Here is a 16,507-nt window from a genome sequence, read left to right on the forward strand (position 1 = left end):
AGCTTCTTATTAAGCTATAAACCTAAAGCGAGTGGGGAAACCTGCTCGCTTTTCTTTTATCTAACAATTGAAATCTGTCATAACCCTGCCTCTATTTAGCCTTATACTCAGTCTTTTCTGATTCAATTTTCGTAACCTCAGGCCCTAAATGCGGTTTTATTTCATTCAGTGTGATGATTGCAGGAGTTTTTATTATCTCCGTTACTGATTTAATGTGTAAACTGTTCATTATTAGTCATCAGTCTCGACATCGGGTACCTGGATAATTTCGGCAACGGATGCCTAATCGGCAGCGGTGCTTTCTGGTAATCTTTAGCGTGATTCTCAACTTCAAATGGGGAAAAAAATGCGGATTAAAGCGTTACTTGGCCTTTCAGCGGCGCTGTTGCTGGTGGGTTGTAGCTCCACTAACCAATTAAGTTCGGCGGGTGAGCAAGTGAAGTTCTCTGATACTAAGCCTGGTGCTGAATGTCAGTTGGTGGGCCAGCTTACCGGTACTCAAAGTAACTGGTTCTCTGGTAGTGGCGGGGAAGGTAGCTCTATGCGCGGTGCCGCAAATGACCTGCGCAACAAGGCAGCAGCGATGGGTGGCAACGTCATCTATGGTGCAACCAGCCCGAGCGAGACTTTCTTATCGAGCTTTGCACCGCTGGACAGCAAAATGGTCGGTCAGGTCTATAAGTGCCCGTGATAGTTGAAGCAATAATTTAAATCAATCAGGGGAGCGGTTTGAACTGCATCCCCTGGTTGTTATATCTGTGACTCGCTCTGTATTAATCTTAGGTCGAGCGGCGTCTTGCTTGGTTCGCCACCGATTTCCCGTGTCAATCGCGGAACCAGATAACCGGAAACACGACTCAACAACCCTTTCATTAATTGCCGCGCTTCATCATCGTCGACCATAAAGTGGGCCGCACCTTGTACTTTATCCAGCACATGAATGTAATAAGGCAGAATTCCGGCATCGAACAGCGCATTACTTAATGCTGCTAATACATCCGCGTCGTTATTGACCCCACGTAGCAACACACTCTGGTTCAGCAGTGTCACGCCAGCCCGCTTTAGCTGTGCCATACTGTTTCGCAGTGATTGATCGATTTCATTGGCATGGTTGATATGTGTAACCATCAATACCTGTAATCGTGAATTATTCAGGCGCTGACATAGATTAGCCGTAATACGTGCTGGGATAACAACAGGTAAGCGAGTATGGATACGTAGCCGTTTGATGTGAGAGATACTTTCAATCTCATCCAATAACCAGCTAAGTTCGCTATCATTTGCCATTAGCGGGTCACCGCCCGAGAAAATGATCTCATCCAACTCAGGATGTTGGCGAATATAGTCTAATGCCTGACGCCAATTGGCCTTGTTGCCTTGATTATCCTGATAAGGGAAGTGGCGGCGAAAGCAATAACGGCAATTAACGGCACAGCCGCTCTTGACCAGCAATAGCGCGCGGTTGCGGTACTTGTGCAACAGACCGGGCACCACACTGCGCTGTTCATCAAGTGGGTCGGTGGTAAAACCGGGAGCGGTAATAAACTCTTCCTGCGCGGTGAGCACTTGAAGCAATAAAGGGTCTGATGGGTTTCCCGGCTGCATACGCGCAACGAATGCACGGGGCACTCTTAAGGGAAATAAAAGACGCGCATCACGACCTTTGGGCAGGTCAGGGTGGCTATTTAACAACAGAATTCTTAGCAATTCGTCCGGTTCAGTAATTACATCGCGGAGTTGGTGCAACCATTCTTCTCTAGTCGATATGTTTTGGGTTACAATACTTGCCATTTTCTAGGCTTACTACCAGTTTCTTGAGGACCATTATGGCCAGTTATTATAGCAACGATTTTCGTCCCGGTCTTAAAATCATGTTCGAGGGCGAGCCTTATGCGGTTGAGTCCAGCGAGTTCGTAAAACCCGGTAAAGGCCAGGCTTTTGCTCGTGTTAAGATGCGCCGCCTGCTGACTGGTGGGCGCGTTGAAAAGACCTTCAAATCAACAGATTCTCTGGAAGGTGCTGACGTTAACGACCTGAACCTGACTTACCTGTATAACGATGGTGAGTTCTGGCACTTCATGAATAACGAGACTTACGAACAACTGCAAGCTGATGCAAAAGCGGTTGGCGACAACGACAAATGGCTGATTGATCAGGCCGAATGTATCGTAACTCTGTGGAATGGTCAGCCTATCACAGTCACACCACCTAACTTTGTTGAACTCGAAATCACAGACACTGACCCCGGTTTGAAAGGTGATACTGCCGGTACTGGTGGTAAACCTGCAACGCTGAGCACTGGCGCGGTGGTCAAAGTGCCATTATTCGTACAGGTTGGCGAAGTCATCAAAGTTGACACTCGTTCTGGCGAATACGTTTCCCGCGTTAAGTAAGTCGCAATACGTAAGTTGCGATAAAAAGCTGCGCTGAGAACGAAAGAAAACCGCTTAATCGGCGGTTTTTTGCTATCTGGCGTTAGCCCAGCGATTAGCGCGATTTAAGTCAGAAAAAGTGCAATGCTGTTTTTTTGACTATCCTTATAGGGTGTATAGGTAATTTCATACCATAAGGATCTTCTATAATGTTGAAAAAAAGCATCGCTGTTATTTTCTCTTTATTGGTTATCTCTTTCCTAAGTGCCTGTAACACAACAAAAGGTGTGGGCAAAGATGTTCAAAGCGCCGGTAGCGCAATTGAACGTAGCGCTCAATAAATCGCTATTTGTATTGTTATCGGCGGCATTGCCGCCGGATTTGTTTGCTGTGAATCATGATATTGCTGCTTATTATTTAGCATGATAATGTATGGCCCTACCTATCGGCTGCCTGGGACGACCCAGTCACGCATCTGTTATTCGGGGACGACCCCACCTGAGCTAGGGGGTTACTGTGGCTTGGATTATTCTGGTCATTGCGGGTTTGTTAGAAGTGATTTGGGCCATCGGCCTGAAGTATTCTCATGGTTTTACGCGGCTGACACCAAGTGTTATCACCCTTGTGGCGATGGCAGCGAGCGTTTTTCTGTTGGCCTATGCGATGAAGACTCTACCGGCGGGTACAGCCTATGCAGTCTGGACGGGCATTGGTGCCGTGGGTACGGCTATTTTAGGTATCGCACTACTTGGGGAATCTGCCAGTTTAGCTCGAGTGTTTAGCTTGGGGTTGATTTTGGCCGGAATTATTGGGTTAAAATTAGCATCATAGAGAATGCTTCCTTTCGTCGATCCGGTGAGTTAAAACCGCCCGGATCGACCTCTATACGCTGTTATTATTGATCCGAACTCACCTCTCTCTGCTTAACCCAAATCAACTTATCCACCGGGAAACCATAATTTTTCGCCACGGCAACCAGTCGGTCGCGAGTCTGGATATCAATAGTTGGTGTGCGGGATAAAATCCACAAATAATCCCGATTTGGCCCGGCAATCAAAGCGTGCTGATATTCATCATCTAAATCAATGACATTATAGCCGCCATAGAAGGGGCCGAAGAACGACACTTTAAGCGAGGCCTGCTGCGGTGAACCAATAAAATAGGCTTTACCGATACTTTCCTGCCATTGTTGTTTCTTCTGGTTATAACCCCGGTTAATGACTTTTACCCCGCCATCATCTCGCGGCGTGTAGTTAGCGCTGACACTATCCAATCCGCGCTCAAAAGAGTGATCGAGGCGGGCGATTTCATACCAGGTGCCGAGATAGCGGGGGAGTTGGAAGTTATCAACCACTTTCACGTCTTTAGGGGGCGTCACGCTACAGGCGACAGAGAGCAGAGTTGCTACCAATACGGAGATTTTTGACCATAAACGCATTCACATTCCTTAGTTTTCTGATAATAAGCCTTTCATTGAGAATAGCTATCATCGATCAAGGAAGCAAATGGCTGAGTCTGGATCATTTGAGTGGGGGAAAAAACGGCCGACTAAAATAGCAGGCCGTTGATAACGATGTTCTGATAACTACAGTGTCAGCACGCCAATGATGGTGACCACACTCAGAATAGCCGCCAAGCCGTAGAACACCCATTTCCCCGCAGGAACATGGATTTTCAAATCATGCATGGCGTGATGGATACGGTGTAAGCCGCACCACAGTGGTAGAATAATCATCAGCAGCAAGAAGATCCGGCCAATAAAGCTCTGACAGAATGCCAAAATACGTTCATAGCTCAACGCATCACCGGGGAAAGCGCCTAATGGCAGCAAAATAGTGACCAGCAGAATAATTGCTGGTGCAACAATCGCACTCCACATACCACCGGCACCAAACAGACCCCAGAAGATAGGTTCGTCGGAGCGTTTAGGGACTTGATTCATTTCTTTCTCCTCCGTCTTAGAGTAAAGCAACGGCCAGAATAATCACGGTAACCACGACAGTCACAACCCACAGCGCCTTGATAACTGGCCCTGGACCCATTTTTTCGCTATTAACGATAATATTGGCGGCTTTCGGTGCCAGCTCAAACCAGGTCTTGGTATGTAGCACTGCGGCAAATAACGTAATGATATTAATCAGTAATACCAGTGGGTTTTGCAGGAATCCGATAAAGCCTTCCCACCCGGCTGGGCCACTTTTCAACGCAAATACGCCGTAAATCAGCAAAACACTGAACCAGACTGCCGGAACGGATGTCCCTTCACGCAGCATATAAAAGCGATAGAAACCGAGTTGTTGCCACCAGTTAGGGGCCATAGTGCGGACATAAGCTTTACGTTTAGTTGTCATTACTGTCTCCCCTCCCTTATTGTGGTTTTAGCATGGCGATCATGAAGTCTTTAGCACTCTCGACCTTGCCTTGCTGGATAGCAGCCGCGGGATCTACGTGTTTCGGACAAACTTCAGAACAGTAGCCGACGAAGGTACAGCTCCAGACACCATTTTTACCGTTAAGCTGAGGCATGCGCTCTTTCTTACCGTGGTCACGGTTATCCAGATTGTAACGGTGAGCCAAAGTGATCGCCGCTGGGCCGATAAACTCCGGATTCAAACCAAACTGCGGGCAAGCGGCATAACACAGGCCACAGTTAATGCAGCCGGAGAACTGATGGTATTTCGCCATCTGAGCTGGAGTCTGCTTGTTCGGGCCGTCTTGCGGTTTGCGCTCGTTACCAATAATGTAAGGTTTGATAGCTTCCAGACTTTCGATAAAGTGAGTCATATCAACCACTAAATCACGCTCGATCGGGAAGTTACCCAACGCTTCAACCTTCATGCCGCCGGTATACTCGCGTAGGAAGGTCTTACAGGCGAGTTTTGGCACTTTGTTAACCATCATGCCGCACGAACCACAAATCGCCATGCGACAAGACCAGCGATAAGAGAGATCCGGTGCCAGGTTATCTTTGATATAACCCAGAGCATCCAGCAAAGAGGTCTGCTCATCGTAAGGCACTTCAAAGGTTTCGAAGTGGGGTTCGCTATCACGTTCCGGGTTATAGCGCATGACCTCCATTTTCAGGAGTTTCATATCAGTCATTCGCCTGCTCCTTATCTTTTAAATCTTTGGCGTCTTTTGCATCTTTTGCATCTTTTGCATCTTGGGCGGTAGCTTCACCACCATAAACACGTTTTGCCGGTGCCAGCTTGGTAATTTTGACGTCGCTGTATTCAAGGCGTGGTGCGCCGCCCGGCGTATGGAAGGCTAACGTGTGCTTGAGGAAGTTGACGTCATCGCGCTCGGTACAGCCCTCATCAAGACGCTGATGCGCGCCACGGGATTCTCTACGATTCAGTGCTGAGTGGGCCATACATTCTGCGACATCCAAACCATAACCCAGCTCGATGGTATACAGCAGGTCGGTATTGAAAACACTGGAGTTATCGGTGATTTTCACCCGTTTGAAGCGCTCTTTCAGCTCAGCCAGTTTATCCACCGTTTTCTGCATCAGTTCTGGTGTGCGGTAAATACCACAACCTTCTTCCATTGACAGACCCATCTCATCGCGGATTTTAGACCAGTTTTCAGTCCCTTCCTGCTTCATCAGGTTGCTCAGACGGGTTTCTACATCACGGGCCTGGGCGTCCAGCGCGCTACCATTGGCCGGGCCGCTTTCTATCGCCCGAATAGCCGCTTGTTCACCGGCAACACGGCCAAATACCACCAGCTCTGCCAGTGAGTTTGAACCCAGGCGGTTCGCACCGTGCAAGCCAACAGAAGAACATTCACCCACCGCGAATAGCCCTTTAATACGGGTTTCGCACTGCTGGTTAGTTTCGATGCCGCCCATAGTGTAATGCGCCGTTGGGCGTACCGGGATAGGCTCTTTGACCGGATCAACGCCGACATAAGCTTTTGCCAGTTCGCAAATGAACGGCAGGCGTTCGAGCAGTTTTTTCTCACCCAGATGACGCAAGTCCAGATAAACCACATCGCCACGCGGGGTAGCAATAGTGCGGCCAGCACGCCATTCATGCCAGAAGGCTTGCGACACTTTATCGCGTGGGCCTAATTCCATGTATTTGTTTTTTGGCTCGCCGAGCGGGGTTTCTGGCCCCATACCGTAATCCTGCAAATAACGATAGCCGTCTTTATTGACCAGAATACCGCCTTCACCACGGCAGCCTTCGGTCATCAGGATGCCAGAACCTGGCAGACCGGTTGGGTGATATTGCACAAATTCCATATCCCGCAGCGGCACGCCGTGGTGGAATGCCATCCCCATACCATCACCGGTAACAATACCGCCGTTGGTGTTATAACGATAAACTCGGCCAGCACCGCCAGTCGCCATTACCACCGCGTTAGCACGAATTTGGACGCGGGTGCCTTCCATCATATTCATGGCAACCACGCCGCGCGCCTGACCTTCATCGACCAGAATATCCAGTACAAAATGCTCATCAAAACGTTGAATTTGCCGGTATTTTAGAGAAGTTTGGAACAAGGTGTGCAGCATATGGAAGCCGGTTTTATCCGCGGCAAACCAGGTGCGCTCAATTTTCATCCCACCAAAACGGCGAACGTTAACAGAACCATCTGGTTTGCGGCTCCACGGGCATCCCCAGATTTCTAACTGTGCCATCTCTTGTGGGCAACTGTGGACGAAATGGTCAACAACATCTTGTTCGCATAACCAGTCGCCACCGGCTACGGTATCGTGGAAATGATAGTCAAAGGTATCGTGGTCCTGTGTGACAGCAGCTGATCCCCCTTCGGCAGCCACGGTATGGCTACGCATTGGGTAAACTTTCGAGATCAGAGCAATCTTCAGTTGAGGGTTGGCTTCTGCTGCGGCTATTGCTGCACGTAAACCAGCGCCTCCGGCCCCGATAATGGCAAGATCGGCGTTAAAGGTTTGCACTGCGCTTCTCCATTGTTCAAGTGAAATACCCGTCATACTCCAGGCTGCATGTGCGTTGGCTGTTTTCATTCACCTCAGCTACTTACTTGAGTAAGTGGCTGAGGCTCACCCAACGGGCCAGCGCAGGCGCTGTTCAAAATGGTTTACCACCAATTTGTTGCTCAATTGCCGCCTTCCTGCAACTCGAATTATTCTTGGTATATAAAATTAAAATCTATATGTATTTTTAAAATTATTATCACGCTAACTAATTAGTGAGCCACCAGTATGATGATATTAAGAATAGCTATTTCTTACTTTTTGTATGGAGATAATTATACCTAATGCTAAGTGGCATAAATTTGATGTGATCGATTGTTTTGTTTTATTTGAACCCTGTTAAAGGCATTACTAACAAAAACGTGATCCCAAACAGGATCTGCTGGGGTAAAGCATTTTTCACAGAGTGAAATGCTGAATTAGGGCCAGAGATTGCGGTAGAGAGCGACAGATTTGTTTGAGTGAGTAGATGCGGGTAGACTGCACCCCCTGTTTGATTTCGGAGTTAACCACCATGAGCGAAACGGCAAGCTGGCAGCCGAGTGCACCCATCGCCAATTTGTTGAAGCGCGCAGCAATAATGGCAGAGATTCGGCGTTTTTTTGCCGATCGTGGCGTATTAGAAGTTGAAACGCCGACCATGAGCCAAGCGACAGTGACGGACGTTCATTTAGTCCCATTCGAAACCCGGTTTGTTGGCCCGGGCGCTGCCGATGGTTTGATGCTGTACATGATGACCAGTCCGGAATATCACATGAAGCGCCTTCTGGCGGCGGGCAGTGGTTCTATCTATCAATTGGGGCGCAGTTTCCGCAATGAAGAAGCCGGCCGTCATCACAATCCTGAATTCACCATGCTGGAATGGTATCGCCCGCATTATGATATGTACCGCCTGATGAATGAAGTCGATGACCTGCTACAGCAAATTCTGGATTGCAACAGTGCGGAAACGTTGTCTTATCAGCAGGCGTTCCTGCGCCATTTGGATATTGACCCTTTATCGGCAGACAAAGCGCAGTTACGTGAAGCGGCGGCTAAACTGGATTTGAGTAACATTGCCGATACGGAAGAAGACCGCGATACCTTGCTGCAATTGCTGTTTACCGTTGGTGTCGAGCCACATATTGGCCGCGAAAAACCGGCGTTTGTTTATCATTTCCCCGCGTCACAGGCATCTCTGGCGGAGATAAGCACCGAAGATCACCGCGTGGCGGAGCGTTTTGAGGTTTACTTCAAAGGTATTGAGCTAGCGAATGGTTTCCATGAACTGACTGATGCTGATGAACAAATGAAGCGTTTTGAACAAGATAATCGTATCCGTGCTAAACGCGGGTTGCCACAGAACCCAATTGATATGAATCTGATTGCTGCCCTTAAGCAAGGATTACCTGATTGTTCTGGCGTCGCGCTAGGCATTGACCGCTTGGTGATGCTGGCATTGGGTGCGGAAAGGCTGAGTGATGTGATTGCCTTCCCTGTCAATATTGCCTAATTCGCTTTCGTCCTTGGCGTCGCAGCGGTGTTCGCTGCACTCGCTCACCCGAATCACTTACTACAGTAAGCTCATCGGGATGCGCTCACTTGTTGCCTTGCTGCAAGACCAATGACTTTGAGGAATGTGAGTGCCCTTGGTGCCGCTGCGGTGTTAAAAGAAATGCCCTGACCTGTGAAGGTTCAGGGCATTTTTGTTTCTTACTCACTCACTGATCTTACAAGCTGCCCGGTGTGCGACCGCGACCAGAGGTAACCGTGCGGCCAGCATCACGCCCCAGCGTCTCCAAACGGGCCTGGAACGGTGGGAATGGCAGGGTGATGCCGTGTTCACGGTAACCGGCCAGAATCAGTTGGTGTATTTCGTGGCGCAGTGGCATCCGGTGGCCCATCTCAGCGGCGTAAATACGCAATTCGAAGATCTGAATACCTTGTTGAAGGTCAACCAGATAGACTTCTGGCGGTGGCGTGTCCAATACCAGAGTGCAGCGGCGAGCGGCAGTCAGCAGCACTTCAGTGACTTCTTCACTGTTAGTTTCAGCCGGCGCAGGCACGGTCAGAACCACACGGGTAATTGCATCTGATAGCGACCAGTTAATAAACTGCTCGGTGATAAAAGCCTTATTTGGCACGATAATTTCTTTGCGGTCCCAGTCGGAGATTGTGGTGGCGCGCGTATTGATTTTGGTCACGCTCCCGGTGAGATCACGGATAGTCACGGTATCGCCAATACGAACCGGTTTTTCGAACAAAATGATCAAGCCGGATACGAAGTTGGCGAAAATCTCTTGCAAACCAAAGCCTAACCCCAAACCGAGAGCGGCCACCAGCCATTGGAATTTTGCCCATTCGATCCCAAGCATAGAGAAACCGAGCAAGCTGCCGAACAGGATCAACAGGTATTTGGTGATAGTCGAAATGGCATAACCCGTACCTGGTGTCAGGTCTAAATGCTGCAAAATAGCCAGCTCCAGCAGGGCTGGCAGATTACGTACCAACTGAGTGGTGACGATCATCACCAGAATGGCGATCAACAGTGATCCCATCGTGATCGCCTGTACTGACTCAATGCCGTTAATGGTGGACGATACATCCCATAAACGAATATTTTCCAGGAAACCAAAAGCGGAATGAATTTCAGACCACAGCGCGATCACTGAAACCAGCGCGATCATCGTCAGGATTGATCGCACCAGCCGCAGGGACTGGGCGCTGATCACGTCCAGGTCGATCACCGGCTCTTCCACATCGATCGACCCTTCATTGCTATTATTGTGTGGGGTGTCTTCTTCACCACGGGCGCGTTGCGCCAGAATATCGGCACGGCGTTGCTTGGCCCGGTCAAAGGCAATGCGGCGGCGCTGAATTAGCATCCAGCGGCGGATAATATGATAAATCACCAACAGGAAGAACCAGATAGCGACCGAGGTTTCCAGGCGTGCCAACAGAGCTTGTGACGTGGTGAGATAGCCCAACACTGAGGCCAGTGCAGCGATTAATGGTGCTGACAGCAGTAGCCCCCATAGCGCCACGTTGACAATATTTTCACCCGACCCCTTTTTATCCAGATACAGCGGGATACCGGCGCGTTTCAGGCTGTTGGTGACCAAACTCAATGCGATACACAGCAAAATAAAGCACAACCGGCCCAGCGTACCGGCGAATTCACGGTCGTTATAATTCTCGAAGGTAATCAGCGCCATCATCAATGGGATAATCAACCACACCGACATGCGGTAGAAACGCATTGCGCGCGCGACTTGTGTCGGTGACCAACGGAAGTGAGCGATAAACAGGCCATGAGGGTGAGCAAATGAGGCACTGATCATAAACACCCACAGCACCGGCACGGTGGCAGTGACCGCATTACCAATGGCGATAGCCATCGGATAGGACCAGGCATTTTGCAAGCCATATCCCAGTGCAGCCCATAATACCGGTAATGGCAATGCCACGAGAATAGACCAGAACACGGTGCGTAAGGTCAGTGAGAAATGGTCTTGGTTAACCTTACCTATCCGACTATTGGCTCGCTCAAGGAAGGCATGATAGTGGCGGCGTGAGCTGAAGCTGAAACCAACAAATAGCAGCGCACCGATGATAGGCAGCAGCGTCTCCTGGCTGGTCATCATCATCACGAACGCGCCACTTAGCTGCGCGAAGGTATCCAGCGACAGCAGGCGGGTCAGGTCATGGGCGACATTAATCGGATAAGAAAGTGAAATCGGGCTGACATCCGCCACCCAGAACAGGTAGCGGTGAGTCGCTTCACGCACTTCGCTCAGTGCATCAACCAACTGGCTATTGGCGACTTTTAGTTTGGTCAATTCAAGAATTTGTGTGTCATAACCGGAAAGCAGAGAGTTTAGCAATTCTCGTTGGGTGCGCCACTGGGCATCCAGAATTCGCTGCTGTTCAGTGGTCAGAGGCGAGCCATCATTCTGTTTTAATTTGATATTTTGCTGTTGTAACTTCTCCAGCATATCTTCATATTGCAAGCGTTGTACCCGCAACTGGGCCATGTCACGATCCAGTTGCTGAGATTTTGGCACGTCAGGTAACCGAGCGACTTGCGCCCGCAGTGTTTCCCCCAATACCGTGGAAACGCCCAGCCATTGCGCTTGCTCACGAATAGTACTGAGTGCCTGACGTACCTGCTGAGTTTGCGCTGCGGCCTGACGTTGTTGTGAGGAGATAAGATCAATGCGCTGCGCCTGTTGATTCAAAGCCTGAGACAGGTCGCGGTTAATTTGCAACTGCTGGATAATCGATTCAGGTAAATCACCGCCTTGCTCAGCCAGCAATTCGGTACGTTCAAGGGCTTGCTCTGCTGCCTGTTGCCGTTGATTATTCAGATTATTGCGTAAGGTCTGGAGCTGGGTATCAACCCGCTCCTGACGTTTTTTGTATAACTCAGCGCGTAGCCGAGACAACTCCTGCCGGTTGTTGGCTGAGAGCTGGGAAAGCTCCAGCTCATTGACTTTAGCTTTACGTGCAATGGCTTCCGCCTGCAATAGCGCAAGCTGGGCCTGCGCTGCGGGAGTGGTCGCATTGCTTTGCGCCTGAACGCGCGGGCCGATTTCTGCCAGAATTCGTCGAGCTTCTGATTGTTGTTGCGGTAATTGACCGAGTGAATCACTGATTTCCCGCGCACGGTCCTGTTCTTGTTGCGACAGGCGGGATAACTCCAGCAACTGGCTGCTGATTTGCAACACTTGCTGCTCAAGTTCAGAGGTGGACATGTTACCCGGCACCGGCAGCGGTTTATCGCCTTCCTGCGCCAATTGCTGACGTAGCTCACGCGTCAGTTTAGGAAAATCATCAATGGCTTTTTGATATTGCTGGGCGCGGATATCGGATTCTTTCGCATCCGCCAGCCAGCTTAGAGCCGCTTGCAGCGCCTGAACAATTTCGGCCTGATTTGTCATTCCCTTATTGGCTTCAGCTTGCTTTAGCTCTTGCCTGAGCTGATCTTCGCTCGGCTGAGCAGCCGCCTGTAGTGGCAGGGAAAACAACATTACCCACGACAGTAACATCGCAGAAAACCATGAAATTATTAGGCGCACGTAAAGGTTCCTTAACATCAATTACATCTATACCCGTCATACTTCAAGCTGCATGTGCGTTGGCTATTTTCGTTACTCGGCCCATCCATCGTCCTCGCTTCTACGAGGCCGCTACGAGCTAGCATAAATGCTGTTCAAAATGGTTTACAACCAATTTGTCACTCAATTACCGCCTTCCTGCAACTCGAATTATTTAGGGTATAACAGTGCAAACTTATTCAGGCACGGCTTCGGCTAATACTTCGCCCATGCGGGTAACCGAACCACTGTTTAGCTGAGGGGCCAGATACACTTTGCCTTCAGCGAACAGGTTAATTACGGTGGAGCCTAACTTGAAGCGGCCCATTTCTTGCCCTTTCTCCAGCGCTATTGCACCTTCGCAGCCTGCCTGTGGATAGGTCCAGCGGCGGATAACCCCTTCCCGTGGCGGGGTAATCGTGCCTGCCCACACGGTTTCTATGCTGCCGACAATAGTTGCACCGACCAGGATTTGTACCATCGGGCCAAAGGCGGTATCGAAGATACAAATTACGCGCTCGTTACGGGCAAAAAGATTGGGGACATTAGCTGCGGTCAATGGATTGACTGAGAACAAATCACCTGGCACATAAATCATTTCACGCAATACGCCAGCACAGGGCATATGCACGCGGTGATAGTCACGCGGTGCCAGATAAGTGGTAACAAACAGACCATTCTGGAATTCGGCTGCCAGCATATAGTTACCGGCCAACAGGGCTTCCAGCGTGTAATTGTGGCCTTTAGCCTGCAATATTTGATCGTTATGAATAGCACCTAACTGGCTGATTGCACCGTCAGCCGGTTGTACCAACAGGTTTTCTTCCGCCGCAACCGGGCGCACGCCAGCCCGTAGCGGGCGCACGAAGAATTCATTGAAAGAACGATAAGCAGAGAACTCTGAGTCCTGCGCTTCTTTCATATCAACGTTGTAAAAACGGGCGAAGGCTTTGATAACCAGTTGGGTTAGCCAGCCGCCTTGCTTATCGGCACCCCAGCCTGCCAGACGGGTCAGGCCGTGTTTTGGCAGTAAATACTGCAATCTGATCTTGAGACTATCCAGCACGTAGACCTCTTGGATAAACGGTAAAATTAAGGGGCACATCATGACAGTGCTGCACCCACAATTTCGTTAATCGAATGTTATCTATGGAATTTGATAACCGCTATTTAAACATCATTTTTCGTCGCTATCTGACGTTTTACGGGGTTTCGCCTGTTCCATACTTTCCAGAATCCGATGGTAATTATCAAAGCGTTCTTCAGCGATTTTACCTTGTTCTACCGCTTCGCGCAGCGCGCAACCGGGATCGGTGGTATGGCTGCAATCGCGGAATTTGCAATGACCGAGATAATCACGGAATTCGACAAATCCCTGAGTGATTTGTTCCGCAGCCAGATGCCAGAGGCCGAACTCACGTACCCCTGGTGAGTCAATAACATCACCGCCTTGTTGGAAATGGTACAAACGGGCGGCTGTTGTGGTGTGCTGACCCAAACCTGAGTTACCCGAAACAGTATTCACCAGAATTTCGTTATCCGTTGGCGGTAACAGGGCATTCAGCAGGCTGGATTTACCCACACCGGATTGACCGGCGAAGATACTGATACGCCCGGCCAGCGCCTGTTCAAAGGCTTCCATCCCTTCACGGGTCTGGCTGGAGACTTCCAGTACGTTGTAGCCAATACGACGATAGATATCCATCATGCCATCAACGAATTTACGGCCATCGGCATCCAGTAAATCGACTTTATTCAGTACAATTAATGGTTCGACTTCCAGTGTTTCACAAGCCACCAGATAACGATCGATAATATTGAGTGAAAGTTCGGGTAAGATCGCCGAAACGATAACGATTTGATCAATATTGGCGGCGATCGGTTTCACGCCATCATAAAGATCAGGGCGCGTCAGGACGGATGTCCGCTCATGCACTGCTTCGACAATCCCTTTAACCCGCACACCTTCCTGCGCTTGCAGGCCAGGACGCCAGACCACGCGATCTCCGGTAACCAGTGATTTGATGGTACGGCGGATATTACAACGGTGCTGAACACCATCGACGGCTTCAACATCGGCGTGCTGACCGAAACGACTGATTACGATACCTTCTTGCGCATCGCCAAGCTGAGAGTCATCTAACTCAGGTTTTCTATCAGTGCGTAGCCGACGCTGATGATTAGCCTGTACACGGCGTTGTTGACCTTTGGACAGTTTATTTTTGCTCACTGTGCCTCACTTGAATTCGCATATATCGCTGGTTGCGACCAAAAGGGCTATGATACACAATATTTTATCAATTAACCGTTTGTTCGGTTGTTCCCCTCCGCTAACAGGCAGGAAAAATCATGGCAGAAAACCAAAATAATCTGATCTGGATCGATCTGGAAATGACGGGTCTCGATCCTGAAAGGGATCGGATCATCGAGATTGCCACTTTGGTCACCGATGCTAACCTTAATATCCTGGCAGAAGGCCCGGTTCTGGCGGTTCACCAGTCTGATGAACAGCTTGGGCTAATGGATGAGTGGAATGTGCGCACTCATACCGGCAGTGGTTTGGTCGAGCGGGTTAAAGCCAGCCCATTTAGTGACCACGATGCTGAACTGCAAACCATTGAATTTTTGAAACAATGGGTGCCCACAGGGATATCGCCTATTTGTGGTAACAGTGTGGGCCAGGACCGCCGTTTCCTGTTCCGTTATATGCCAGAACTTGAAGCCTATTTCCACTACCGTTATCTGGATGTCAGCACCTTAAAAGAGCTGGCACGTCGCTGGAAACCTGAAATCCTGCCAGGCTTTAAAAAGCAAAATACCCATCAGGCACTGGATGATATCCGTGAGTCAGTGGCTGAGCTTGCCTATTACCGCGAGCATTTTATTCAATCTTAACCCCCCCTTCGTGCTTGACGTTGCGGGGGTTAGCTGCGCTCACTTACCCGAATCACTTACTCATGTAAGCTCATCGGGGGGCGTTTGCTGGCAGCCTACCCGCAGCCCCAATGACTTTGGGGTTTCCCTTCGGCCTTGACGCTGCGGGGGTGTTAGCTGCGCTCACTTACCCGAATCACTTACTCATGTAAGCTCATCGGGGTGCGTTTGCTGGCAGCCTACCCGCAGCCCCAATGACTTTGGGGTTTCCCTTCGGCCTTGACGTTGCGGGGGTTAGCTGCGCTCACTTACCCGAGTCACTTACTCATGTAAGCTCATCGGGGTGTGTTTGCTGGCAGCCTACCCGCAGCCCCAATGACTTTGGGGTTTCCCTTCGAGCTTGACGTTGCGGGGGTTAGCTGTGCAACTCCAATGATTTTGGGTATATACTCAGCCCTGTGCTGATTAAAACGCCACATTGCTGATTTAATCGGCACTTGAATCGAAAAATGATTTTTTTGCTTTCAGGGGGTTGCGGCAAAACGGATTTCTCGTATAATGCGCACCCCGTACCGATGAAGATTTTGCTAACAAGCGAAAACAGATTTAGTACGAGTTTAGAATGAAAAACGGCACCAAGCGGGAATAGCTCAGTTGGTAGAGCACGACCTTGCCAAGGTCGGGGTCGCGAGTTCGAGTCTCGTTTCCCGCTCCAATCTTTAGCAATAAAGATAAGTGACCGGCAGTATCAAAAAATTTTTCAGGTGTAAAAAGTAAAAGTGAAGCGTTGTTGTCATCTCTGCGACGCGGGAATAGCTCAGTTGGTAGAGCACGACCTTGCCAAGGTCGGGGTCGCGAGTTCGAGTCTCGTTTCCCGCTCCAAATTTTTATTTCTGAATAAGCAGTAAATACCAAATGCTGTCACATACAGCAGGGTGCATCAGCATCTCAATGCGGGAATAGCTCAGTTGGTAGAGCACGACCTTGCCAAGGTCGGGGTCGCGAGTTCGAGTCTCGTTTCCCGCTCCAATCTTTCCAATCAAATTCATTCTATTTATCCACAGCTGCGTGCTGCGCTACGCCACAACATACATACAATGTATTAACTTCTTCAACAGAGTTATCCACAGATTCTGTTCTTTTTCTATTCAGTGGATATTTTAATCGATTTTATTTCCTATTTTGTATCTATCTGATTTAAAGGCATATATTTTTATGTG

General features: G+C 49.5%; 15 protein-coding genes and 3 tRNA genes. 9 read left to right on the plus strand and 9 right to left on the minus strand.

All coding sequences use genetic code 11. The features are described from left to right. Window positions 1-346 precede the first annotated feature (346 nt). A complete protein-coding gene (locus tag AT01_RS14215) occupies window positions 347-691 on the plus strand; it encodes a DUF4156 domain-containing protein (protein ID WP_042547592.1) in 345 nt (114 codons plus the stop codon). A gap of 59 nt (window positions 692-750) precedes the next feature. On the opposite strand, the gene epmB is transcribed toward AT01_RS14215, so the two are convergent. Then, the gene (gene epmB, locus AT01_RS14220; protein ID WP_042547593.1) at window positions 751-1,791 is read right to left on the minus strand and encodes an EF-P beta-lysylation protein EpmB; all 1,041 of its coding nucleotides are present in this window, start codon (window positions 1,789-1,791) and stop codon (window positions 751-753) included. 35 nt (window positions 1,792-1,826) lie between these two features. Here epmB and efp point away from each other — a divergent pair, with 35 nt between their 5' ends. The 3 genes from efp to sugE all read left to right on the plus strand — a co-directional run bounded on the left by efp (window position 1,827) and on the right by sugE (window position 3,203). Continuing rightward, window positions 1,827-2,393, plus strand: a complete 567-nt coding sequence (gene efp / locus AT01_RS14225; protein ID WP_004699787.1) for an elongation factor P — start codon at window positions 1,827-1,829, stop codon at window positions 2,391-2,393. Between the two features lie 188 nt (window positions 2,394-2,581). Next, complete coding sequence (locus AT01_RS14230) at window positions 2,582-2,713, plus strand: entericidin A/B family lipoprotein (RefSeq protein WP_042547594.1); 132 nt, start codon at window positions 2,582-2,584, stop codon at window positions 2,711-2,713. Between the two features lie 175 nt (window positions 2,714-2,888). Beyond that, window positions 2,889-3,203 (plus strand): quaternary ammonium compound efflux SMR transporter SugE, encoded by a 315-nt coding sequence (sugE, locus tag AT01_RS14235; protein WP_004699792.1) that lies wholly within the window; start codon window positions 2,889-2,891, stop codon window positions 3,201-3,203. A 64-nt stretch (window positions 3,204-3,267) separates the two neighbouring features. Here the strand turns inward: sugE and blc are convergent, their stop codons facing one another. The 5 genes from blc to frdA form a co-directional block, all read right to left on the minus strand. Beyond that, window positions 3,268-3,810, minus strand: coding sequence for an outer membrane lipoprotein Blc (blc, locus tag AT01_RS14240; RefSeq protein ID WP_042547595.1), 543 nt, complete (start codon window positions 3,808-3,810; stop codon window positions 3,268-3,270). A gap of 147 nt (window positions 3,811-3,957) precedes the next feature. Then, window positions 3,958-4,314, minus strand: coding sequence for a fumarate reductase subunit FrdD (gene frdD, locus AT01_RS14245; protein ID WP_042547596.1), 357 nt, complete (start codon window positions 4,312-4,314; stop codon window positions 3,958-3,960). Between the two features lie 16 nt (window positions 4,315-4,330). Continuing rightward, complete coding sequence (frdC, locus tag AT01_RS14250; protein ID WP_042547597.1) at window positions 4,331-4,723, minus strand: fumarate reductase subunit FrdC; 393 nt, start codon at window positions 4,721-4,723, stop codon at window positions 4,331-4,333. A gap of 16 nt (window positions 4,724-4,739) precedes the next feature. Continuing rightward, entirely contained in the window at window positions 4,740-5,474 is a 735-nt protein-coding gene (locus AT01_RS14255) for a succinate dehydrogenase/fumarate reductase iron-sulfur subunit (RefSeq protein WP_032820816.1), read from the minus strand. Continuing rightward, on the minus strand, window positions 5,467-7,299 hold the full coding sequence (gene frdA, locus AT01_RS14260; RefSeq protein WP_042548643.1) for a fumarate reductase (quinol) flavoprotein subunit: 1,833 nt from the start codon (window positions 7,297-7,299) through the stop codon (window positions 5,467-5,469). Before frdA ends, AT01_RS14255 begins: the two co-directional genes overlap by 8 nt. Window positions 7,300-7,852: 553 nt before the next feature. Between frdA and epmA the strand changes: the two genes are divergently transcribed. Then, window positions 7,853-8,830: an elongation factor P--(R)-beta-lysine ligase gene (epmA, locus tag AT01_RS14265; protein ID WP_042547598.1), complete on the plus strand. Its 978-nt coding sequence runs from the start codon at window positions 7,853-7,855 to the stop codon at window positions 8,828-8,830. A gap of 217 nt (window positions 8,831-9,047) precedes the next feature. On the opposite strand, the gene mscM is transcribed toward epmA, so the two are convergent. From mscM to rsgA, 3 genes are all read right to left on the minus strand, one after another. Beyond that, window positions 9,048-12,395 carry a miniconductance mechanosensitive channel MscM gene (gene mscM, locus AT01_RS14270; RefSeq protein WP_042547599.1) on the minus strand — a complete coding sequence of 1,116 codons (3,348 nt, stop codon included), beginning with the start codon at window positions 12,393-12,395 and terminating at the stop codon, window positions 9,048-9,050. A gap of 214 nt (window positions 12,396-12,609) precedes the next feature. Continuing rightward, complete coding sequence (asd, locus tag AT01_RS14275; RefSeq protein ID WP_042548644.1) at window positions 12,610-13,479, minus strand: archaetidylserine decarboxylase; 870 nt, start codon at window positions 13,477-13,479, stop codon at window positions 12,610-12,612. A 111-nt stretch (window positions 13,480-13,590) separates the two neighbouring features. After that, on the minus strand, window positions 13,591-14,643 hold the full coding sequence (gene rsgA / locus AT01_RS14280) for a small ribosomal subunit biogenesis GTPase RsgA (RefSeq protein WP_004699807.1): 1,053 nt from the start codon (window positions 14,641-14,643) through the stop codon (window positions 13,591-13,593). Window positions 14,644-14,762: 119 nt separating this feature from the next. On the opposite strand from rsgA, the gene orn reads away from it, so the two are divergent. The 4 genes from orn (at window position 14,763) to AT01_RS14300 (ending at window position 16,316) form a co-directional block, all read left to right on the plus strand. Beyond that, window positions 14,763-15,308, plus strand: coding sequence for an oligoribonuclease (orn, locus tag AT01_RS14285; RefSeq protein WP_042547600.1), 546 nt, complete (start codon window positions 14,763-14,765; stop codon window positions 15,306-15,308). Window positions 15,309-15,926: 618 nt separating this feature from the next. Further along, a tRNA-Gly gene (locus AT01_RS14290) sits at window positions 15,927-16,002 on the plus strand. A gap of 91 nt (window positions 16,003-16,093) precedes the next feature. Next, window positions 16,094-16,169, plus strand: a tRNA-Gly gene (locus AT01_RS14295). Between the two features lie 71 nt (window positions 16,170-16,240). Then, a tRNA-Gly gene (locus AT01_RS14300) sits at window positions 16,241-16,316 on the plus strand. The last annotated feature ends 191 nt before the right edge of the window (window positions 16,317-16,507 follow it).

It is taken from the genome of Yersinia aldovae 670-83 (assembly GCF_000834395.1).
GTDB lineage: Bacteria > Pseudomonadota > Gammaproteobacteria > Enterobacterales > Enterobacteriaceae > Yersinia > Yersinia aldovae.